The sequence below is a fragment of the Streptomyces olindensis genome (assembly GCF_040645895.1).
Classification (GTDB): domain Bacteria; phylum Actinomycetota; class Actinomycetes; order Streptomycetales; family Streptomycetaceae; genus Streptomyces; species Streptomyces olindensis.
In genome coordinates this window covers 108,493-128,944 of record NZ_JBEYZD010000011.1, presented here as the reverse complement: position 1 = coordinate 128,944, position 20,452 = coordinate 108,493, and the positions used below count along the sequence as shown (strand labels likewise).

Here is a 20,452-nt window from a genome sequence, read left to right as displayed (position 1 = left end):
CTAAACGTTCGAGTGAAAGGACTTTAGCCAGTTCTGCTCACACAATCACACGCAGTGCACGGCGTACGCCTGTGAACGTCACGCTCGTTCGCAGCCCCAGGTGGTCACCGTCCATCTGGAGGGGGAGAGGCACCTTCGAATGCAAGGTGAACTCGGTCAAATCGTGCAGGGAGGTGGCGTGCTTGCCATGGGGTCCGCGCTCGGGGGACGAAGTGAGCAACTGGGTGCCATACCGGGCAACCGCCGCGGTGGACAGGCGGCTGAGAGCGAAGAGATCGAGCCCGGTATCGAACGAGGCCTTAGGCGCCGCGTAGATCGGGCGATTCCCCAGAAACGTCCACGGGGAGGTGTTCGCGACTATGGACAGCACCAGATCCGTGACCGGGTCCTCGCCGGCCCGCTCCAGCGTGATCGTCCCGTGCCGGCGGTTCGGTTCGCCCAGGAGTTGACGCATGGCCTGGCGGACGTAAAGAGCGTGTGTGGATTTCCGGCCGCGCTCGCGGTGCTGCTCCACCCGGCCGACCACGCCGGCGTCGAAGCCGAGGCCCGCGTTGAAGGTGAACCAGCGGGCCGGCACCGCCTCGTCCTCCGTGCCCGGCGTGCCCGAGGCCAGGCCCAGGCCGACGGTGCGTTCGCTGCCGTCGCGCAGGGCGTCGAGCAGGGCGCCGGTGGCCTCCACGGCGTCGTTGGGCAGGCCCAGGGCGCGGGCGAAGACATTGGTGGAGCCGCCCGGCACCACGGCGAGGCCGGGGAGGTGCCCCGGGGCGGGGCCTGCGTGCAGCAGGCCGTTGACCACCTCGTTGACCGTGCCGTCGCCGCCGAGGGCCACCACCAGGTCGATGTCGTCGCTGTCGGCCGCATGCCGGCCCAGGTCGCGCGCGTGGCCGCGGTACTCGGTGGTGACGGCCTCCAGCTTCATCTCGCTGGCGAGCGCGTGGATCAGTACGTCGCGTGTGCGCGCACTTGTGGTGGTTGCCGCCGGATTGACCACGAGGAGTGCACGCATGACTGGCAGCGTACCTACTGGGGGGTACCGGGCCCAGACCGAGGTAGGGATCGGGTAAGAGACCTGGGGTGAACCTCGCCACGGGGGGCGCGTACGGCGAGGGCTACCCTTCAGGGGTGAGCAGTGAGCAGACCCCCACCCCGGAGAACAGCGGCCCCCGTCCGCGCCGTCTGACGTACGCCGCGCTGCTGGCCGCCCTGGAGGGGCTCGCGCTGGTCGTCGGCGGGGTCTGGATCCTCGTCCTCGGCTTCACGGGTCACCCCGACGACCGGCAGCAGGCCGTGACCGGGGGAATCACGCTGGTCGTGCTCGCGCTGCTGCCGCTGCTCGCCGCGCGGGGGCTGCTCGGGTGCCGCAGCTGGAGCCGCGGCCCGGCCGTCATCACCCAGCTCATGGCGCTGCCGGTCGCCTACAACCTGCTGCAGGCGGACAGCATGGCCATCCCGGGTGGCATCGCCCTCGCGGTCGTGGCCGTCGCCTCGCTCGTGCTGCTGGTGAACCCGGAGACGACCCGGGCCCTCGGGATCCGCGGGCCCGGCAACTCCGGCGCTACGGAGAAGTAGCCGTCACTCTTCGACGAGGAGCTTCTCCCGCAGCTGCGCCAGTGTGCGCGCCAGCAGCCGGGAGACGTGCATCTGCGAGATGCCGACCTCCTGCGCGATCTGCGACTGGGTCATGTTGCCGAAGAAGCGCAGCAGCAGGATCCGCTTCTCGCGCGGCGGGAGGTCCTCCAGCAGCGGCTTGAGCGACTCCCGGTACTCCACGCCCTCCAGCGCCTCGTCCTCGGCGCCGAGGGTGTCGGCGACCGCCGGGGACTCGTCGTCGGTGTCGGGGACGTCCAGGGACAGCGTGGAGTACGCGTTGGCGGACTCCAGGCCTTCCAGGACCTCCTCCTCCGAGATCGCCAGCTTCTCGGCGAGCTCGTGGACCGTGGGGGAGCGGCCGTGCAGCTGCGAGAGCTCGGCCGTCGCCGTGGTCAGCGACAGGCGCAGCTCCTGCAGCCGGCGCGGGACGCGCACCGCCCAGCCCTTGTCGCGGAAGTGGCGCTTGATCTCGCCGACGACCGTCGGGGTCGCGTACGTGGAGAACTCCACGCCGCGGTCCGGGTCGAAGCGGTCGACCGACTTGATCAGCCCGATGGTGGCGACCTGCGTCAGGTCGTCCAGCGGCTCGCCGCGGTTGCGGAAGCGGCGCGCCAGATGCTCCACGAGCGGCAGGTGCATGCGGACCAGCTGGTTGCGCAGTTCCGCGTACTCGGGACTGCCGTTGCTCAGGGTGCGCAGCTTGAGGAACAGCTCACGCGCCCCGCTGCGGTCCGGCGAGCCGTGCTGCGCACCCTGTGTGTGGTGCGTGCTCGGCGTCTCGTCCCCGGAGTGTCGCTCGTGCTCGCTCATCGTCCCGCCCGTCGCCCTTCCCCGAGCCCTCGCCTCCTCCGCCACTCTCGACTTCCCGCGAGTGGGAGGACCCCCCTGGACGGGGGATGCGGTGATCCCCCCGCCCGGAGGCGCGCTCCGTACGGCACCGTCCCGCTCCTGCCGCCCGCCGCCCGGGAGGACGGCCCCCGCGGAGTCGTCCTCCGGATGCGGGCGGGCCTGCTCGGGGATGCCGTCGATGCCGTCCGCCATGGGCCGGGCTCCGCTCGGACCGCCCGTGCCCGTGCCCTCGGCCGGCAGCTCTCGTGTGCTGCGCTCTTCGTCCCGCACCGGCCCGTCCTCGTTCCTCACGCCGGCCCGGGTCCCGCGCCGCGCTGTTTGTAGAGGCTGATCGAAACGGTTTTGTCCTTGTCCACGGCAGAGGAGACCTTGCCCGCCAGGGCGGACAGGACGGTCCAGGCGAAGGTGTCCCGCGAGGGGGCATGACCATCCGTGGTCGGTGCCGAGACGGTGACCTCGAGTGAGTCGTCGACGAGGCGGAAGACACAGCTGAGCACCGAGCCGGGCACGGCCTGCTGCAGCAGGATCGCGCAGGCCTCGTCCACCGCGATGCGCAGGTCCTCGATCTCGTCGAGGGTGAAGTCCAAACGGGCCGCGAGACCGGCCGTGGCCGTACGCAGCACCGACAGGTAGGCACCCGCGGCCGGCAGCCGGACTTCCACGAAGTCCTGGGTCGCGGGCTCGCCTGCGATCTGGGACACCCTCACCTCCATGGTGGTACAAGCGTTCTAGGGCCGAGGGTCGCCCCCCGGGTGTAACGCGATACGTGGTTCAGCGGTGACGCTATCGCGCTCTCAACGGTCCTGTCCCCGGGACCCCAACCCGTTGCCGTCACTCACAGTAAACCTGTGGACACGCTCCGTGTCTAGGGGTTGGGCGGGCCCAAATGGGAAGAGCGCGCGCCGGGTTGACGTACCCAGACGTCAGACGGTCGAACCGTCCGCCGCCGGGGTCCCGTCGCGTCACACCAGGACATGGTCGACGAAACACCACCGCCAGGTCTCCCCGGGCTCGTGGGTCCGCATCACGGGGTGACCGGACTGCTTGTGGTGCTCCGCCGCGTGCCTTCCCGGCGAGGAGTCGCAGCAGCCGACGTGACCGCAGCTGAGGCACAGCCGAAGTTGCACCGGATCCATGCCCTCCGCCAGACACTCCGGACACGTCTCGCTGAGCGGGCCGGGCTCGGGGTGCGGCAGCGCGTCGGCATGCGTGCACTGTTTCATGATTGCCAGGTTACGACGGTCGAGCGGAAGACCGCGTCGAAAAAAGAGGGCGGGCGAGAACGATGGACGTGATGCCACTGTTGCTGCTGGTGGCGGGCAGCGCCGCGATCGCCGCCGCCGCGCGGCGCACCCCGGTGCCGGCGCCGCTGCTGCTGGTGGCGGTCGGGCTGGTGGTCAGCTACGTCCCCGGGGTGCCCGACTACACCCTCGACCCGCACATCGTCCTGCCGCTCATCCTGCCCCCGCTGCTGCACACGGCCGCCACCGACAGCTCGTACCTCGACCTGCGGGCCCAGCTGCGGCCGGTCGCGATGCTGTCCGTCGGGTACGTGCTGTTCGCGACCTTCGTCGTCGGCTGGGCCCTGTACCTGATCGTGCCGGACCTGCCGCTGACGGCGGCCCTGGTGTTCGGCGCGGTGGTGGCGCCGCCGGACGCGGTCGCGGCCACGGCCGTGGCACGCCGGGTCGGGCTGCCGTCGCGGATCACCACGATTCTCCAGGGCGAGTCCCTGCTGAACGACGCCACCGCGATCACCGCCTACCGGGTCGCCCTGGCCGCCGCCGTCGGGGAGGGCGCGACCTGGGCCGGGGGCATCGGCGAGTTCCTGGTCGCCGCGATCGGGGGCGTCCTGGTCGGACTGGTGCTGATGGCGCCGATCCACTGGCTGCGCACACACGTGAAGGAGGCGCTGCCGCAGAACACGCTCTCCCTGCTGATCCCGTTCGTCGCGTACGCCGCCGCCGAGCAGGTGCACGCCTCCGGGGTCCTCGCGGTCGTGGTCGTCGCGCTCTACCTGGGACACCGCGCGTGGGAGGTCGACTTCGCCACCCGGCTCCAGGAGGAGGCGGTGTGGAAGATGGTCGCCTTCGTCCTGGAGTCCGCGGTGTTCGCGCTGATCGGACTGCAGCTGCCGGTGGTGCTGCGGGGGCTCGGCGAGTACGAGGGCGTCGAGGCCGCCTGGTACGCCGTCGCCGTCTTCCTGGTGGTCGTCGCGGCCCGGTTCGTCTGGGTGTACCCGGCGACCTTCCTGCCGCGGCTGATGTCGGCGCGCATCCGGGAGCGGGAGGGACAGCTGACGTGGAAGGGGCCGTTCGTCATCGCGTGGGCCGGCATGCGGGGCGTGGTCTCCCTGGCGATCGCCTTCTCCATCCCGCTCACCATGCACGACGGCGAGGAACCGTTCCCGCAGCGCAACCTCATCCTGTTCCTGACCTTCACGACCGTCATCGGGACCCTGGTCGTGCAGGGCCTGACCCTGCCGCCGCTGATCCGCCTGCTGAAGTTCCCCGGGCGGGACACGCAGGCCGAGACGCTCGCCGAGGCCAACGCCCAGGCGCAGGCCTCCCGGGCCGCGGAGCGGCGCCTGGACGAACTCCTTTCCGACGAGCGCAACGCCCTGCCCGCCCCGCTCGCCGACCGGCTGCGCACCGTCCTGGAGCGCCGCCGCAACGCCGTCTGGGAGCGGCTCGGGCAGGCCAACCCGGTCACGGGTGAGTCCGTCGACGACACCTACCGGCGGCTGTCCCGGGAGATGATCAGCGCCGAGCGCGAGGTGTTCGTCAAGCTCCGGGACGCCCGGTACATCGACGACGAGATGCTGCGGACCCTGCTGCGCAGGCTCGACCTGGAGGAGGCGGCGGCCTTCCGGGAGGCGGCGTAGCGACCGGGCCGGGCGTCAGGGGAAGGGGCGGCCGGTGACCACGGCCGCCACCGTCGTCCCGCGCGGGAAGGCGCCCTCCTCGGCCAGGGCGACGAGCCCGTACAGCAGCTTGGCGACGTACAGGCGCTCGACGGGCAGGCCGTGACGGTCCTCGAAGTCCGCCGCGAAGGCGTCCAGCTCGGCGGGCACGCGCGCGTAGCCGCCGAAATGGAAGCGGTCGTCCATGCTCCAGTCACCGCGCGGCCCGCCGAAGGCCTGCCGCTGCAGCGCCTCCGTGTCGGCGGCCAGGAAGCCGCCCTTGAGGACCGGCACCCCCAGGGCGCGCTGGCCGGGGGCGAGACCGGCGGCCAGGCCCGCCAGCGTGCCGCCCGTGCCGCACGCCACGGCGACCACCCCGGCCCGGCCGCGCAGCTCGGCGCCGAGCGCCCGGCAGCCGCGCACGGCCTCCGCGTTGCTGCCGCCCTCGGGGACGAAGTAGGCCTCCTCGGCGTCCGCCGCGCGCAGGATCCCGGCCAGGGGCCCCGGCTCGGACTTGCGGCGGTACGTCGCCCTGTCGACGAAGTGCAGCCGCATGCCGTCGGCCGCGCAGCGGGCCAGCGACGGGTTGAGGGGCCGGCCGGCCAGCTCGTCGCCGCGCACGACACCGACCGTGGGGATGCCGAGCAGCCGGCCCGCCGCGGCCGTGGCGCGCAGGTGGTTGGACCAGGCACCGCCGAAGGTGACGACGGTCCGGCCGGCCGCCGCCGCGAGGTTCGGCGCCAGCTTGCGCCACTTGTTGCCGATCAGCTCCGGGTGGATCAGGTCGTCCCGCTTCAGCAGCAGCCGGACTCCCCGGCGCTCGAACCGGCCGTCCACGACCTCCTGCACCGGCGAGGGCAGCCGGGGGCGCAGTGCGGCGAGGCCGGGGAGGCCGGGGCTGGTCACGCGGCCATTGTCACCCGCGCGTGGGGGACGGGGTCCCGCGGCTGACGTCCGCATCGGACTCCGACGGCCTCCGCCCGCGCCGGTTGCGCGCGAGTGCGAGGAGCGACGGCCCTCCCCGCAGGCACCAGAGCGCGATCACCGGGTCGCAGATCGCGCAGCCCAGGGAGGACGTGTGGGCGAACGGGATGATCGGCTCGCCCCTGAGGTGGTGGACGACGTCCCAGGCGGTGTGCAGCAGCCATCCGATGCCGATCCAGGTCCACGACTCCAGGCCGCGGAAGGCCACGTAGGTGACGAGCGCGGTGAAGGCGAACTCCCAGCCGCCCAGGCCGCCGCCGCTGAGGTACGCGGCGCCGGCACCGGCGACCATCATCGCGTTCAGCCGCCGTCGGTGAGGCTCGCGGACGAAGGACATCAACAGGGCGTAGAGGAAGCCGATCGCGATCGGCGCGATGTACTGCATGGACGGGCCGTTTCTGGAGTGGCCGACGGGGACGGGCCACCACGCTAGAACCGGCCCCGGGCGGGCCCCAGAGGCATTACCGACAGGTACCCACCGGTTGTCGCCAGCCGCCCGGACCCCGCCGCGGCGCCGTCGAACGCCGGGAACGGGCCCCCTTCTGCCCAGTAATACGAAGATCCATTCCCGCTCTTTCGGGTAATAGCACAGCGGCACTTCCTGCGGAAGGCTTGGGCGTGCACGTCGATGCCCGAGGCATATGGGCGTCGATCACAACCGGGAGGGCAGTTCTCTATGTCGGTAGGCGAAGAGGTCCGCACGGAGGAGACCAAGCCGCAGCAGAGTCTCGGCACGGCGGCCGCGCGGAACCTGGCCACCACGACCAAGTCCGTGCCGCAGATGCAGGAGATCAGCTCCCGCTGGCTGCTGCGCATGCTGCCCTGGGTGGACATCCAGGGTGGTACGTACCGGGTGAACCGACGACTGACGTTCGCCGTGGGCGACGGCCGGATGACGTTCGTGAAGACCGGCGACCGGGTCGAGATCATCCCCGCCGAGCTGGGCGAACTGCCCGCGCTGCGGTCGTACGAGGACGAGGAGGTGCTCTCCGAGATCGCCCGCCGCTGCGAGCAGCGGGAGATCCGGTCGGGCGAGGTGATCGCCTCGTTCGGCAGCCCGTCCGACGAGGTGTACCTGCTCGCACACGGCAGGGTGGAAAAGATCGGCACGGGCCCGTACGGCGACGACGAGTCCCTCGGAGTCCTCGCCGACGGCGCCTACTTCGGCGACGAAGCCCTGCTGAACCAGGACGCCATCTGGGAGTACACCGCCCGCGCGCTCACCGCGTGCACCGTCCTCGTGCTGCCCCGTCAGGAGTTCGAGCAGATCGCGGAGCGCTCGGACTCGCTGCGCGAGCACCTGGAGCAGCGCCGCGCGATCCCGCAGCAGCGCTCCAACAAGTACGGCGAGAAGGAGATCGACCTCGCCGCCGGCCACTCCGGCGAGCCGGACATCCCGCACACGTTCGTCGACTACGAGGCCCGGCCCCGTGAGTACGAACTGAGCGTCGCCCAGACCGTGCTGCGCATCCACACGCGCGTGGCCGACCTCTACAACCAGCCGATGAACCAGACGGAGCAGCAGATCCGGCTGACGGTCGAGGCGCTGAAGGAGCGCCAGGAGCACGAGCTGATCAACAACCGTGACTTCGGCCTCCTGCACAACTGCGAGTACGACCAGCGGATCCAGCCGCACGACGGCGTGCCCAGCCCGGACGACCTGGACGAGCTGCTCAGCCGGCGCCGCGGCACCAAGCTCCTCCTCGCCCATCCGCGCGCGATCGCCGCGATCGGCCGCGAGCTCAACAAGCGGGGGCTGGTCCCGGAGACCATCGACATGGGCGGCAACCGCATCCCCACCTGGCGCGGCGTGCCGATCTTCCCGTGCAACAAGATCCCGGTGACCGAAGCCCGGACGACGTCGATCATCGCCATGCGTACCGGCGAGAGCGACCAGGGCGTCGTCGGCCTGCGGGCCTCCGGCATCCCGGACGAGATCGAGCCGAGCCTGTCCGTGCGCTTCATGGGCATCAACGAACAGGCCATCATCAAGTACCTGGTCACGGCGTACTACTCGGCCGCGGTCCTGGTGCCGGACGCGCTCGGCGTCCTGGAGAACGTCGAGATCGGCCGCTGGCAGTGACGCTTCCGGCACGTCGGCCGTGTCCCCGCCCGGCAGGGCGGGTACACCCCTGGGGCACGCGCCCAGCGGCAGCGGAAGCGACACCGTCCGCTCGTTCTCCGAGGCGGTCCCATGGGTGAGTCCCTCACGGATGTCGAGTTCAGGACGGAGACGACGCTGCCCGCACCCGGCGGGCGGCGCGACGCCGAGCCCCGGCGTGCGGCCGGGGCGCCGGAAAGGCGGGGGCCCATCGGGACGCAGCAGGACGGCCGGCCGGGACCGGCCGAGGGGCACGAGGCGGTCATGCTCCTGGAGCGGGCCCGGGCGGAGGTCGATCCGGTGCTGCGGGCCGCGATCGGCTCGCTGCCCGGGTCGATGCGCCGGATCGCGCTCTACCACTTCGGCTGGGCACAGGAGGACGGCACCCCGGCCGAGGGCGGCTCGGGCAAGGCGATCCGTCCCGCGCTCGTCCTCGCCGCCGCGGCCGCCCTGGGCGGACCCGAGGCCCGGGCGGGGGCGGTCCGGGCGGCCGCGGCGGTGGAGCTGGTCCACAACTTCACGTTGCTGCACGACGACGTGATGGACCGGGACGCCACCCGCCGCCACCGGCCCACCGCGTGGACCGTGTTCGGCGACGCCGACGCGATCCTCGCCGGGGACGCCCTGCAGGCGCTGGCCCTGCGGCTGCTCGCCGAGGATCCGCATCCGGCGTCCCCTGGCGCCGCCGCCCGGCTCGCGGACTGCGTGGTCGAGCTGTGCGCCGGGCAGCACGCCGACACGGCCATGGAGCGGCGCGGCCCCGGCGAGGTCACGCTGGACGAGGTGCTCGCCATGGCGGAGGCCAAGACCGGCGCGCTGCTGGGAAGCGCGTGCGCGATCGGCGGACTGTACGCGGGCGCCGGGGACGCGGACGTGGCGGCGCTGGACGCGTTCGGCCGGGAGGCCGGGCTCGCCTTCCAGCTCATCGACGACGTCATCGGCATATGGGGCGACCCGAGCCGCACCGGCAAGCCCGTCGGTGCGGACCTGGCCGCGCGCAAGAAGTCCCTGCCGATCATCGCGGCCTGCGCCTCCGGCACACCGGCGGCCGCCGAACTGGCCGAGCTGTACGCCCGTCCCCACGACAAGGAGGATCTGGACCGCATCGCCTCCGCCGTGGAGCGCGCGGGCGGCCGGGACTGGGCCCAGGGTCAGGCGGCCGACCGGATGGCCCGGGCGATGCAGCAACTGGCGCGCGCGGTGCCGGACCCGGAGGCGGCGGGCGGTCTGCTGGCCCTCGCCGAGTTCGTGACGCGACGCAGCAGTTGATGGTCGATGCGCAGCAGTTGATGGTCGGTGCGCAGCGGTCGACGGTCGGTGCACAGTAGTTGGCGGTGGGCGTGAGGCAGTTAACGCTCGGCGCGCAGTAGTTGACGGTTGGTGCGCATCGGTTGGGTTCGGTGCGCAGCAGTTGACGGCCGGGCCGTCGCAGTTGACAGCCGGGCCGCAGCAGTGGGCGGTCGGCGTGCCGCAGTCAACGGTCGGTGCGCAGCAGTTCGGCGGTCGGCGTGCCGCAGTCAACGGTCGCCGCGCAGCCGTTGGTGGTCGGCTGAGGCGGTCGGCCGTCAGCGCGCGGCAGTTGACGGTCGGCGCCCGGCCCGGCGACGGCAGTACCCGGTGACCCTTCGGGCCTCCGAAGGGCATCAGGACCCCGGAGCGCGGGGGCTGTGCGGCTCCTGACTCCGCACGGCCACCGGTCTCCGGCCGGCGGGTCCCGCACTTCCCCACGGAGTGCGGGGCCCGCCCCTTCGCGCGCCCCGGGCGATCATCTCCGGGCGGATGTTCGACTGAATCCCGCCAAGCTCCCGTGCCGCCCTCCGGGACGGCCGAGGACCGCCCTACGATCAACGCCCGTCGGGACGAACGAAGGGGCGGGACATGGGCGTGGCGATCCGGACGGCGGACGAGGCGGACCGGGACCTGGTGGTCCGGATCCTCGACGAGGCGTTCCAGGACGACCCCGTGAGCGGCTGGGTCTTCCCCGACGCGCAGGACCGCCGTGCCAAGCACCCCGGGCTCATGGCCGCCTTCACCGACGTGGTGCTCGCCTCCGGGCGCGTCGACCTCACCGAGGACGGCTCGGCCTGCGCGCTGTGGCTGTCCATGCCGGCCGGCGAGCACGACGGCGACGCCGAGGACGACGGTCCGGCCCAGGTGCGGCAGGCCGTGGACCCGGACAACGAGCGCATCGAGGCGATCGGCCGGCTGACGGCCGCCATCCACCCCTCCGGCCGGGCCCACGAGTACCTGTGGATGATCGGCGTGGCCCCGGGCCGCCAGGGCGAGGGCCTCGGCACCGCGCTCATCGAGTCGGTGCTCGACCGCTGCGACCGCGAGGGCCGGCCGGCGTATCTGGAGGCCAGCAACGCCCGCAGCCGCGACCTGTACGAACGCCTCGGCTTCGAGCTCGCCGGCCCGGTCCTCGACCTCCCCGACGGCCCGGCCATGTGGCCGATGTGGCGCGAGCCCAGGCCGCACCGGGCGTCCTGACCAGTTTCCTCCGACCGGCTCCCAGCTTCCCTGCCGGCCTCAGCGCCTCAGCGCCTCAGCCCTGCCCGGTCGGCCGGTCTCGGTCCTGCCCGGTCGGCCGGTCTCGGTCCTCCTGGTGCCGGTCCTCCGGAGAGCCCGAGCCCTCCGGCAGCACCGTCGTCACGATCCGTTCCACCAGCCCGTCCGGTACGCCCACCCCGGGCAGGACGCCCTCCAGGACGCCCGGCAGGGTCAGGTGCTCCAGGAGCAGGCCGAGCATGGCCAGGTAGAGGACGGCGACGGACTCGTCGCCGCCGGGCAGCCCGGCCGTGCGGTGGAACTCCATGGCCTCCTCCAGGTCACCGCGCACCGACTTGGTGTAGGAGGCGAGCAGTTCGGGGCGCCGGGTGGCCTCCAGGCGCAGTTCCATCAGGGCCAGGTAGCCCGTGCGGTCGCGGGTCGCGCGGGCCATGAGGTCGTGCATGAACGCCGTGACGAGTGAGCGGTCCTTCGGCCGGGTCATCAGCCCGGCGACCACGTCCGGGTCGGGCGCGAGCCGGACGTGCAACCGGGTGTCGATCTGCCGCAGCAGGTCGGCGCGGTCGGTGAAGTAGTTGGAGGCGGTGCCCACCGGCACACCGGCCTCCGCGTCCACCGCGCGGAACGTCAGCCCCCGCGCACCCTCCCGCGCGAGCACCTCGACACCGGCGTCGACGAGCGCGGCCCGGCGCTCGGGGTTGCTGGCCATGCGGAGTCCCTTCTCCCACTTCGGCGGCTCGCGATTATTCCCTTGCAACCACTACAGGAGGAGCACTACAACTGTAGTTGTTGCAGCGACAGCCTACGAAAAGAGACCGGCTTGCGAAAGCTCACGTACTTCATCGCCTGCTCCCTCGACGGCTTCATCGGGGACCCGGGCGGCGACGCGTCGGCGATGTTCCCCTTCGTCGACGAGGAGTTCTTCGCCTTCCTCAAGGCGGAGTACCCCGAGACCATCCCCACCCAGGGCCGCCGCGCCGCCGGCATCGACGACCTGGAGAACAAGCGATTCGACACGATCATCCAGGGCCGGGCCAGCTACGACGTCGCCCTGAAGGAAGGCGTCACCAGCCCCTACGCCCATCTGCGCGAGTACGTCGCCTCCCGCACCCTGCGCGAGTCGCCCGACCCGAACGTCGAGATCATCGCGGACGACCTGGTCGGCAAGGTCCGCGAACTCAAGGCCGAGGACGGCGACTTCGGCATCTACCTGTGCGGCGGTTCCCGCATCGCGGGAGAACTGCTCGACGAGATCGACCAGCTCGTCATCAAGTCCTACCCGCTCGTGTACGGCACGGGCATGCCCATGTTCGGCTCCGGATTCGCGATCTCGGAGTTCACGCTGGAGTCGGCGCGCACGTTCGGCAACGGCGTGCTGGTGCGCACGTACGGCAGGAAGCGCTGAGGCTCGGACCGTCCTACTCTGAGGACATGGGCAGCGAAGGACATGTCTGTCCGTCCTGCGGACAGCCGGTGGAGACAGTCGTCCGGCGCCACAAGACGCTGGGCGCGTGGGTGCCGCGATGGATGGCGGGCCCCTGCTACAACCCCGCGTGCGCGGCCTGCGACGAGCAGGGCGCGGTGCGCCGCACCGGTGCGGACGCCGGGCGCGCCGAGTCCGCCCCTGCCGCCGGGGCACCGCCCCGCCTGTGACGCCCCGCCCGGGGCGGCCTCCATGTGGAACCGGCGCGAAGAATCCCCGAGTCCGTGTGTCGAGAACACCGGCCCGGCTCCGACGTCCCCTGTGAATGTCCGCCCGGCAGGGCGGTGAGTGCCGAAGGAGCGGACTGATGAAGTACCTGGTCATGGTGCAGGGCACGCAGGCGGACTACGAAGCGATGCGCGGCAAGGCCTCGGAGACCTCCCCCGCCTGGAGCCAGGAGGAGCTGCAGGCGATGTTCTCCTACATGGGCGCCATCAACGACGACCTCTCCGAGACCGGTGAGCTCGTCGACGGGCAGGGCCTGGCCGAGCCGGCGCAGAGCCGGCACGTCACCCTCGGCGGCGATGGCAAGGCCGTCATCACCGACGGCCCCTACGGCGAGACCCAGGAGCTGCCGGCCGGTTTCTGGGTCCTGGAGTGCGAGAGCCTGGAGCGGGTCACGGAGATCGCCGAGCGCGTCGCCCGCTGCCCCCAGCCGGCCGGTGCCCCCGACCATCCGGTCGTGATCCGCCCGATCATGGACGGGTCCGGGGACATCTGACGGGCCGTACCCGACGATCCGCCGCTGCGGAACACGCCCGGGACGGACCGTGCGGGCGAGCCCCAAGCCACCCGAGCCGCCTGCGAGTCGGCCGCTGCCCAGTCCGCCTGCCAGTCGGCCGCTGCCCAGTCCGCCTGCGAGTCGGCCGTTGCCCAGTCCGCCTGCGAGTCGGCCGTTGCCCAGTCCGCCTGCGAGTCGGCCGCTGCCCAGTCCGCCTGCGAGTCGGCCGTTGCCCAGTCCGCCTGCGAGTCGGCCGTTGCCCAGTCCGCCTGCGAGTCGGCCGTTGCCCAGTCCGCCTGCGGTCGGCCCCTGTCCAGACCCTCGGCCCGCCCGGGCAACGCTGTCTCCGGGCCCGGGCGGCGCGGTCGAGGCACTAACGTGTGCGGCATGAGCATGACGGGGGAGCGGCGACGCATGCTCTGGCGCCGGGCCGTGATCGTATGGGCGGTGGCCGTGGCCGTCGCGGGCGGGCTGACCCTCTGGATGCAGGACTCGACGGAGCCGCGGGGGCCGTACGTCTGGGAGCGGACCGACCCCGACGAGACCCCGGACCTGCCGCCCTGCCCGACCCCCGAGGGCGTCGGGGCGGTCCTGTGCGCGTACGCGGAGACGGACTAGGGGGTGTCCGTAAAGTCGCGTCGTTCGCCCGGAGGGCGGGCCCTGCGGCGTCATGGGGGTCCCCCCTGCTCGAGCGAAGCCGAGAGCTTGGGGGAGCGTGCTCTCGGTGTGCCGGGCGGACGCCCGCGTACTGGTTGTACTCGGGTGTTCGCCCGGTGCGGCGAGTGGGGATACCCCCTGCTCGAAGAGCTTGGGGGAGCGTGCCGGGCGTCGCGGGGCAGGCGGGACTTTGCGGACACCCCCTAGAGCCGCAGCCCGCCCGTCTCCGGGTCCCGGCTCGTCAGGCAGTACGTGCCGCCCGCCGGGTCGCGCATCACCGTCCAGCCGGAGAAGGCCGCCACGTACCCGGCGCCGAGCTCCTCGTGCCACGCCCGGGTCGCCCCGACGTCCGCGCAGGCGAGGTCGAGGTGGGCGGAGACCGGGCGCTCCTCTTCGAGGCGTTGCAGAAGCAGCCGGACCGGCAGGCCGGACGGCGGTGCCACCACGTGGAACTCCGGGAGGGCGCCGGGCCGCGACTCCCAGCCGGCCAGCAGCGCACTCCAGAAGGCGACTTCGGCGTCGTACACCGACGGCGGGACGTCGACGCACACCTGGTCGAGCCTGCTGCCCCGCACCACGCCCGGCCGCGACGCCTGCCCTCGCCAGGGGTCGGCGCAGAACAACTGCCCGCCCGGCGACCGCAGCACGACGAGCGACCGGAGGTCCTCCACCACTTGCGCGCCGAGCCGCACGGCCGCGTCGGCGAACTCCCGTACGTCTTCCACGCAGAAGTCCAGGTGCGCTCCGCCGGCCCCCGCCCCGACCGCCTGGGCCTTCACACACGCGTCGGCGCCGTCCGGCAGCAGCGTGACGAACTCGGAGTGCTCGCCGCGGAGTTCGGAGAGCCGGGTCCCCGTCACCGCGGTCCAGAAGTCACAGGCGGCACCGAAGGTCTCGCGCGGCCGGTCGGCGAAGGCGTACGTCCAGCGGATCGTCATGGCCGCGATCCTAGGGGGCCGCCGCCACGGCCACCCGCGTGAACCTTGACCAGCCTTTGCCTTGCCGTTCCCCGCCTATTGGCCTGGGCTTGTTTGCATTCAGGAATGGACCACATCACGTTCCTCGTGGCCGTCGTCATCGTGACGGCGCTCGCGTTCGACTTCACCAACGGATTCCACGACACGGCGAACGCGATGGCCACGTCCATCGCCACCGGCGCGCTCGCTCCCCGAACGGCGGTCCTGATCAGCGGTGTCCTCAACGTCGTCGGCGCCTTCCTGTCCACCGAGGTGGCCAAGACCATCTCGGGCGGCATCGTGGACGACACCCTCGTCACGCCGGGAATGATCTTCGCGGGGCTGGTCGGGGCGATCCTGTGGAATTTGCTGACCTGGCTCGTCGGACTGCCCTCCAGCTCCTCGCACGCCCTGTTCGGCGGGCTGATCGGAGCGGTGTGGGTGGGGGCGGGCAGCCACGGGGTCAACTTCGACAAGGTCGTCGAGAAGGTGCTGGTCCCGGCGGTGGCCTCGCCGGTCGTGGCCGGGGTCGCCGCGCTGCTCGCCACCTACCTCGCCTACCGGCTCACCGACCGCGCCCGCAAGGAGTCCGTCACCAAGGGCTTCCGCGTCGGCCAGATCGCCTCCGCCTCACTCGTCTCCCTCGCCCACGGCACCAACGACGCGCAGAAGACCATGGGCGTCATCACCCTCACCCTGATCTCGGCCGGGGCGCTCGGCCACGACGCCGGCCCGCCCCTGTGGGTCATCGCCTCCGCGGGCCTCGCCATCGGCCTCGGCACGTACCTCGGCGGCTGGCGGATCATCCGCACCATGGGCAAGGGCCTCACCGAGATCCAGTCGCCGCAGGGCTTCGCGGCCGAAACGGCCTCCACGACCGTCATTCTGACCTCCGCCCACCTCGGCTTCGCCCTGTCCACCACGCAGGTCGCCTCGGGCAGCATCCTCGGCGCGGGGCTGGGCCGCAGGCTCGCGGAGGTCCGCTGGGGCGTCGCGGGCCGGATGGCGGTCGCCTGGATGATCACTCTGCCCGCCGCCGCGCTGGTCGGCGGCCTGGCCGCCGCGGTCGTCCAGAACGGCGGGGACCTCGGGACGGCGGTCGTCGCCCTGGTCGGCGCCGCCCTCGCCGCGGGCATCGTGGTGCTCTCCCGCCGCAACCCGGTGCACGCGCACAACGTCAACGACACGCACGAGGTCACCCTCCGTACCGAGCCGCCGGCCAAGGTCGGCGCGGCCGCCTGAACGACCGGGAGTCGACATGCATCTGAACTGGACCGCACTCGGCCAGGTCACAGCGGTGAGCATCGGCGCCACCGTCGCCGTGGTCGTCGTCTTCGCCCTCGGCGTCCTCGGCCTCGCCCGGCTGGAGGGCGCCCGTGAGCACCCGGGCGGCACCGGCGCCCTCGGCCTCGGCCAGGCCGTCCTGTGCTTCGTCGCCTGCGCGGCCGTGGTGGCGTACGGGATCTACCTGATCGTGCCTCGGTTCCACTGAGCGCGTACGACGAAGGGGCCCGGCCGGATCGGCGGCCGGGCCCCTTCGCCGTACGGGGCGATCAAGCCTTCTTGGTCTCCCAGAAGATCTTGTCGATCTGGGCGATGTAGTCCAGCGCCTTCTGGCCGGTCGCCGGGTCGGTGGAGCCCTTGGCGGCCGACAGGGCCTTCAGGGTGTCGTTGACCAGCTGGTGCAGTTCCGGGTACTTCTCGAAGTGCGGCGGCTTGAAGTAGTCGCTCCACAGCACGGACACGTGGTGCTTCGCGAGCTCCGCGCGCTGCTCCTTGATGGTGGTGGCACGCGCCTGGAAGTGCGGGTCGTCGTTGCCGGCCATCTTCTCCTGGATGGCCTTCACCGACTCCGCCTCGATGCGGGCCTGGGCCGGGTCGTACACACCGCAGGGAAGGTCGCAGTGTGCGCTGACCTTGACCTTGGGGGCAAACAGGCGGGAAAGCATGGAGCATTCCTTCCTCGTGATCGTCTTCTCACAGGGGACATTACTCCCTGGGGCAAGGGTTTTCGCGAGTGCCCCCATGGGCTTAGGACAAAAGTCCGGGGTGAGACTGAGACTGGTGGAGGAAGAACCGGGGAGGTGCCGGGTGATGCCGGAGCTGTCGCAGGAGTCCGAGCGGGGAAGGCCGACCGCGCCTTTCGGGGTGGCCGAGGTGACCGGGCCGTCCATGGTGCCCACCCTGTACCACGGGGACCGGCTCCTGGTGCATTACGGGGTCCGGATCAAGCCCGGTGACGTCGTCGTGCTGCGGCATCCCTTCCAGCAGGACCTGCTGGTCGTCAAGCGGGCCGCCCAGCGGCGCGAGAACGGCTGGTGGGTGCTCGGCGACAACGCGTACGCCGGCGGCGACAGCACCGACTACGGCGTCGTGCCCGACGACCTCGTGCTGGGCCGGGTCCGCTTCCGCTACCGGCCGCTCAGGCCCGGCCGGCGTTCGCCCTGGGCGCTGCTCGGCTGGGTGCTGTCGGCCGCCAGGCCGGTGCTCTCGGGCAGGTCGGGCCGGGCCGCCTCCAGGCGTTTGCGGGCCCGGTAGGCCGCCACGTTGGCGCGGGTCGCACAGCGGTCGGAGCAGTAGCGCCGGGAGCGGTTGGTGGAGGTGTCCAGGTAGGCGTTGCGGCAGGGCGGGGCCTCGCACAGGCCGAGCCGGTCCACGCCGTACTCGGTCAGGTGGAACGCCAGGCCCATCGCCGCGATCGCCGCGTAGCCCGCGGTCGCGTTGGACGGGTGGTCCGCCAGGTGCATGTGCCACAGGGGGCGGCCGTCGTCGTCGCGGATGTCGTGCCCGGAGATCTGCGGGCTGACCGGGAACTCCAGCAGCAGTGAGTTCAGCAGGTCCACGGCGAGCTGCTCGTCGCCGCTGTCGGCCGCCTCGAAGACCGCGCGCAGCCGGGCCCGGACCGAGCGGAAGCGGGTCACGTCCGCGTCCGTGGCGCGGCGCGCCGCCGACTGCTGGGCACCGAACAGATCACGGACGGCCTCGACCGACGTCAGGGTGTCCTTGCCCCGGGCCGGTTCCTCGGTGTTGACGAGGCGCACGGCGTAGTCCGAGTAATAGGCCAGTTCCACTTGTAGTCCTTACGGAGGGGCTTTATTGTCGTGAGCGCGCACTTGTAACAGCTGATGGTGCTTCCAGGGTATTACGAGGGAGGGGCTCGATGACGGACGCGGACACGACCACCGCCACCGCCGACTGGCAGGCCTGGCAGAAGAGCTGGGACCGGCAGCAGGAGTGGTACCTGCCCGACCGCGAGGAGCGGTTCACGATCATGCTCGACATGGTCGAGGCCCTCGTGGGGGCCGCCCCGCGCGTGCTCGACCTCGCCTGCGGCACGGGCAGCATCACCGCCCGGCTGCTCGCCCGGTTCCCCGAGGCCACCAGCACCGGCGTCGACCTCGACCCGGCCCTCCTCGCCATCGCCGAAGGCACCTTCGCCGGTGACGAGCGGGTCGCCCTCGTCACCGCCGACCTCAAGGACCCCGACTGGCCGGCGAAGCTGCCGTACGACTCGTACGACGCCGTCCTGACCGCGACGGCCCTGCACTGGCTGCACCGGGAACCCCTCGCGGACCTCTACGGCCGGGTCGCGGGACTCGTCCGCGACGGCGGTGTCTTCATGAACGCGGACCACATGATCGACGAGACGACGCCCCGGATCAACGCCGCGGAGCGGGCCCAGCGGCACGCCCGCATGGATCAGGCCAAGCGGGACGGCATCCTCGACTGGAGCGAGTGGTGGCAGCTGGCCGCCAAGGACCCGGTCCTCGCCGAGCCCACGGCCCGGCGCTACGAGATCTACGGCGACCACGCGGACGGTGACATGCCGTCGGCCGCGTGGCACGCGCGCGTGCTGCGCGAGAAGGGATTCGGCGAGGCCAGGCCGGTGTGGTGCTCGCCCTCGGACACCCTGCTGCTCGCCCTGAAGTAGCCCGCGCGAAGGGGGCGGTACGGAGATCCCGTACCGCCCCCTCGCCGTGCGTACCGTCAGAGCACCTTGGACAGGAACGACTTCGTCCGCTCGTGCTGCGGGTTGGTCAGCACCTCGCGCGGGTGACCGGATTCGACCACCACACCGCCGTCCATGAAGACCAGACTGTCGCCCACCTCGCGGGCGAAGCCCATCTCGTGGGTGACGACGATCATCGTCATGCCGGACTCGGCGAGGTCGCGCATCACGTCCAGGACGTCACCGACCAGCTCCGGGTCGAGCGCCGACGTCGGTTCGTCGAAGAGCATCAGCTTCGGGTCCATGGCGAGGGCCCGCGCGATGGCGACGCGCTGCTGCTGGCCGCCGGAGAGCTGCGAGGGGTAGCTGCCCGCCTTGTCGGCCAGACCCACCCGGTCCAGCAGCTCCAGGGCCCGCTGCCGCGCCTGGCCCTTGTTCACGCCCTTGACCTGGACCGGTGCCTCGATGACGTTCTCGACGGCCGTCATGTGCGGGAACAGGTTGAAGCGCTGGAAGACCATGCCGATGTCCCGGCGCTTGAGGGCGACCTCGCTGTCCTTGAGCTCGTAGAGCTTGTCGCCCTTCTGCCGGTAGCCGACCAGCTCGCCGTCGACGTACAGGCGGCCGGCGTTGATCTTCTCCAGGTGGTTGATGCACCTGAGGAAGGTCGACTTGCCGGAACCGGACGGTCCGATGAGGCAGAACACCTCGCCGGACTTCACCTCCAGGTCGATGCCCTTGAGGACCTCGACGGGACCGAAGGACTTGTGGACGCCCTCGGCCTTCACCATGGCGGTCATGCCTTGCCTCCCGTCGGCTTCGAGCGGCTGGACAGGGACAGCACGTTCGCCTTGATCTTCTGGAACGGCGTGGCCGGGAGCGACCGGCTCGAACCACGCGCGTAGTACCGCTCCAGGTAGTACTGGCCGACGCTGAAGACCGAGGTCAGCAGCAGGTACCAGGCCGCCGCCAGGAACAGCATCTCGGCGGGGGCGCCGGAGGTCTGGCCGATGTCCTGCGCGGCGCGGAGCAGCTCGGGGTACTGGACGACCGAGACCAGCGAGGTCGTCTTCAGCATGTTGATGACCTCGTTGCCCGTCGGCGGCACGATCACGCGCATCGCCTGCGGGATGACGATCCGGCGCAGCGTCTTGGCGTGGCTCATGCCCAGCGCGTGCGACGCCTCGGTCTGGCCCTCGTCGACCGAGAGCAGACCGGCCCGGCAGATCTCCGCCATGTACGCGGCCTCGTTCAGGCCGAGGCCCAGCAGCGCCGTCAGGAACGGGGTCATGAAGTCCGACCACTCGTCCTTGTAGAACGGCCCGAGGTTGATGTACTCGAAGACCAGGCCCAGGTTGAACCAGACGATCAGCTGGACCAGGACCGGGGTGCCGCGGAAGAACCAGATGTAGAACCACGCGATCGACGAGGTCACCGGGTTCTTCGACAGGCGCATCACGGCGAGCAGGACGCCTCCGACGATGCCGATCGCCATGGACAGCACCGTCAGCAGGAGCGTCTTGCCGACGCCGTTCAGGATGCGGTCGTCGAAGAAGTAGTCCGGGATCGCGCCCCAGTTGATCTTGCCCTGGGAGAACGCGTAGATGACGCCGCCCAGCAGGGCGAGGGCGACGACGGCGGAGATGTACCGTCCGTAGTGCCGCACCGGGATGGCCTTGATGGCCTCCGGGCCGGACGGGGGCGTGTCCGCCGCCGTCTTGTCGATGTCAACAGTCACGGGTGTTGCCTTTC

Annotated in this window: 24 protein-coding genes and 1 pseudogene; 13 read left to right on the top strand and 12 right to left on the bottom strand. The window is 71.6% G+C overall.

The genetic code is table 11. The features are described 5' to 3' along the window. Window positions 1-37 precede the first annotated feature (37 nt). A complete protein-coding gene (locus tag ABZ948_RS09565; RefSeq protein WP_359758350.1) occupies window positions 38-1,006 on the bottom strand; it encodes a diacylglycerol/lipid kinase family protein in 969 nt (322 codons plus the stop codon). A 116-nt stretch (window positions 1,007-1,122) separates the two neighbouring features. Here ABZ948_RS09565 and ABZ948_RS09560 point away from each other — a divergent pair, with 116 nt between their 5' ends. Further along, window positions 1,123-1,569 (top strand): hypothetical protein, encoded by a 447-nt coding sequence (locus tag ABZ948_RS09560; RefSeq protein ID WP_359758349.1) that lies wholly within the window; start codon window positions 1,123-1,125, stop codon window positions 1,567-1,569. A 3-nt stretch (window positions 1,570-1,572) separates the two neighbouring features. On the opposite strand, the gene ABZ948_RS09555 is transcribed toward ABZ948_RS09560, so the two are convergent. The 3 genes from ABZ948_RS09555 to ABZ948_RS09545 all read right to left on the bottom strand — a co-directional run bounded on the left by ABZ948_RS09555 (window position 1,573) and on the right by ABZ948_RS09545 (window position 3,662). Then, a complete protein-coding gene (locus ABZ948_RS09555; RefSeq protein WP_359758348.1) occupies window positions 1,573-2,709 on the bottom strand; it encodes an RNA polymerase sigma factor SigF in 1,137 nt (378 codons plus the stop codon). Window positions 2,710-2,726: 17 nt separating this feature from the next. Next, window positions 2,727-3,140: an ATP-binding protein gene (locus ABZ948_RS09550; RefSeq protein WP_003992877.1), complete on the bottom strand. Its 414-nt coding sequence runs from the start codon at window positions 3,138-3,140 to the stop codon at window positions 2,727-2,729. Between the two features lie 261 nt (window positions 3,141-3,401). After that, a complete protein-coding gene (locus ABZ948_RS09545) occupies window positions 3,402-3,662 on the bottom strand; it encodes a UBP-type zinc finger domain-containing protein (protein WP_359758347.1) in 261 nt (86 codons plus the stop codon). A gap of 62 nt (window positions 3,663-3,724) precedes the next feature. On the opposite strand from ABZ948_RS09545, the gene ABZ948_RS09540 reads away from it, so the two are divergent. Then, window positions 3,725-5,323, top strand: coding sequence for a Na+/H+ antiporter (locus ABZ948_RS09540; protein ID WP_359758346.1), 1,599 nt, complete (start codon window positions 3,725-3,727; stop codon window positions 5,321-5,323). 15 nt (window positions 5,324-5,338) lie between these two features. Here ABZ948_RS09540 and ABZ948_RS09535 read toward each other — a convergent pair whose 3' ends face one another. Next, on the bottom strand, window positions 5,339-6,247 hold the full coding sequence (locus ABZ948_RS09535; RefSeq protein WP_359758345.1) for a 1-aminocyclopropane-1-carboxylate deaminase/D-cysteine desulfhydrase: 909 nt from the start codon (window positions 6,245-6,247) through the stop codon (window positions 5,339-5,341). A 10-nt stretch (window positions 6,248-6,257) separates the two neighbouring features. Beyond that, entirely contained in the window at window positions 6,258-6,710 is a 453-nt protein-coding gene (locus ABZ948_RS09530; protein ID WP_359758344.1) for a DUF6010 family protein, read from the bottom strand. 291 nt (window positions 6,711-7,001) lie between these two features. Here ABZ948_RS09530 and ABZ948_RS09525 point away from each other — a divergent pair, with 291 nt between their 5' ends. The 3 genes from ABZ948_RS09525 (at window position 7,002) to ABZ948_RS09515 (ending at window position 10,916) form a co-directional block, all read left to right on the top strand. Continuing rightward, a complete protein-coding gene (locus ABZ948_RS09525; protein ID WP_359758343.1) occupies window positions 7,002-8,408 on the top strand; it encodes a family 2B encapsulin nanocompartment shell protein in 1,407 nt (468 codons plus the stop codon). A gap of 111 nt (window positions 8,409-8,519) precedes the next feature. Continuing rightward, on the top strand, window positions 8,520-9,695 hold the full coding sequence (locus ABZ948_RS09520) for a family 2 encapsulin nanocompartment cargo protein polyprenyl transferase (protein WP_359758342.1): 1,176 nt from the start codon (window positions 8,520-8,522) through the stop codon (window positions 9,693-9,695). 609 nt (window positions 9,696-10,304) lie between these two features. After that, entirely contained in the window at window positions 10,305-10,916 is a 612-nt protein-coding gene (locus tag ABZ948_RS09515) for a GNAT family N-acetyltransferase (RefSeq protein WP_359758341.1), read from the top strand. Between the two features lie 55 nt (window positions 10,917-10,971). Here ABZ948_RS09515 and ABZ948_RS09510 read toward each other — a convergent pair whose 3' ends face one another. After that, complete coding sequence (locus ABZ948_RS09510; RefSeq protein ID WP_359758340.1) at window positions 10,972-11,643, bottom strand: TetR/AcrR family transcriptional regulator; 672 nt, start codon at window positions 11,641-11,643, stop codon at window positions 10,972-10,974. Between the two features lie 111 nt (window positions 11,644-11,754). Between ABZ948_RS09510 and ABZ948_RS09505 the strand changes: the two genes are divergently transcribed. The 4 genes from ABZ948_RS09505 to ABZ948_RS09490 all read left to right on the top strand — a co-directional run bounded on the left by ABZ948_RS09505 (window position 11,755) and on the right by ABZ948_RS09490 (window position 13,756). After that, entirely contained in the window at window positions 11,755-12,339 is a 585-nt protein-coding gene (locus ABZ948_RS09505) for a dihydrofolate reductase family protein (RefSeq protein WP_359758339.1), read from the top strand. Between the two features lie 26 nt (window positions 12,340-12,365). Then, complete coding sequence (locus tag ABZ948_RS09500) at window positions 12,366-12,587, top strand: hypothetical protein (RefSeq protein WP_359758338.1); 222 nt, start codon at window positions 12,366-12,368, stop codon at window positions 12,585-12,587. 137 nt (window positions 12,588-12,724) lie between these two features. Beyond that, entirely contained in the window at window positions 12,725-13,138 is a 414-nt protein-coding gene (locus tag ABZ948_RS09495) for a YciI family protein (RefSeq protein ID WP_359758337.1), read from the top strand. Window positions 13,139-13,525: 387 nt separating this feature from the next. Further along, window positions 13,526-13,756 (top strand): hypothetical protein, encoded by a 231-nt coding sequence (locus ABZ948_RS09490; protein WP_359758336.1) that lies wholly within the window; start codon window positions 13,526-13,528, stop codon window positions 13,754-13,756. Window positions 13,757-13,998: 242 nt separating this feature from the next. Here the strand turns inward: ABZ948_RS09490 and ABZ948_RS09485 are convergent, their stop codons facing one another. Then, window positions 13,999-14,733, bottom strand: coding sequence for a VOC family protein (locus ABZ948_RS09485; protein WP_359758335.1), 735 nt, complete (start codon window positions 14,731-14,733; stop codon window positions 13,999-14,001). A 105-nt stretch (window positions 14,734-14,838) separates the two neighbouring features. Between ABZ948_RS09485 and ABZ948_RS09480 the strand changes: the two genes are divergently transcribed. Together ABZ948_RS09480 and ABZ948_RS09475 are read left to right on the top strand one after the other, a co-directional pair. Further along, entirely contained in the window at window positions 14,839-15,993 is a 1,155-nt protein-coding gene (locus ABZ948_RS09480; RefSeq protein ID WP_359758334.1) for an inorganic phosphate transporter, read from the top strand. A 16-nt stretch (window positions 15,994-16,009) separates the two neighbouring features. Beyond that, window positions 16,010-16,243 (top strand): hypothetical protein, encoded by a 234-nt coding sequence (locus ABZ948_RS09475; protein WP_359758333.1) that lies wholly within the window; start codon window positions 16,010-16,012, stop codon window positions 16,241-16,243. 61 nt (window positions 16,244-16,304) lie between these two features. Here the strand turns inward: ABZ948_RS09475 and sodN are convergent, their stop codons facing one another. Next, complete coding sequence (gene sodN / locus ABZ948_RS09470) at window positions 16,305-16,700, bottom strand: superoxide dismutase, Ni (protein WP_010040396.1); 396 nt, start codon at window positions 16,698-16,700, stop codon at window positions 16,305-16,307. Here sodN and sodX point away from each other — a divergent pair. Next, window positions 16,588-17,097, top strand: a pseudogene (gene sodX, locus ABZ948_RS09465) (nickel-type superoxide dismutase maturation protease); the annotation flags it as partial. The gene sodN and the pseudogene sodX sit on opposite strands and share 113 nt — an antisense overlap. Before the next feature lie 65 nt (window positions 17,098-17,162). On the opposite strand, the gene ABZ948_RS09460 reads toward sodX, so the two are convergent. Further along, entirely contained in the window at window positions 17,163-17,822 is a 660-nt protein-coding gene (locus tag ABZ948_RS09460) for a CGNR zinc finger domain-containing protein (protein WP_359758332.1), read from the bottom strand. An 89-nt stretch (window positions 17,823-17,911) separates the two neighbouring features. Here ABZ948_RS09460 and ABZ948_RS09455 point away from each other — a divergent pair, with 89 nt between their 5' ends. Further along, a complete protein-coding gene (locus ABZ948_RS09455; protein ID WP_359758331.1) occupies window positions 17,912-18,682 on the top strand; it encodes a class I SAM-dependent methyltransferase in 771 nt (256 codons plus the stop codon). Between the two features lie 56 nt (window positions 18,683-18,738). Here the strand turns inward: ABZ948_RS09455 and ABZ948_RS09450 are convergent, their stop codons facing one another. Both ABZ948_RS09450 and ABZ948_RS09445 read right to left on the bottom strand, forming a co-directional pair. After that, the gene (locus tag ABZ948_RS09450; protein ID WP_359758330.1) at window positions 18,739-19,500 is read right to left on the bottom strand and encodes an amino acid ABC transporter ATP-binding protein; all 762 of its coding nucleotides are present in this window, start codon (window positions 19,498-19,500) and stop codon (window positions 18,739-18,741) included. Next, the gene (locus ABZ948_RS09445; RefSeq protein WP_359758329.1) at window positions 19,497-20,438 is read right to left on the bottom strand and encodes an amino acid ABC transporter permease; all 942 of its coding nucleotides are present in this window, start codon (window positions 20,436-20,438) and stop codon (window positions 19,497-19,499) included. The genes ABZ948_RS09450 and ABZ948_RS09445 overlap by 4 nt, the downstream gene beginning before the upstream one ends. Window positions 20,439-20,452: the final 14 nt, after the last annotated feature.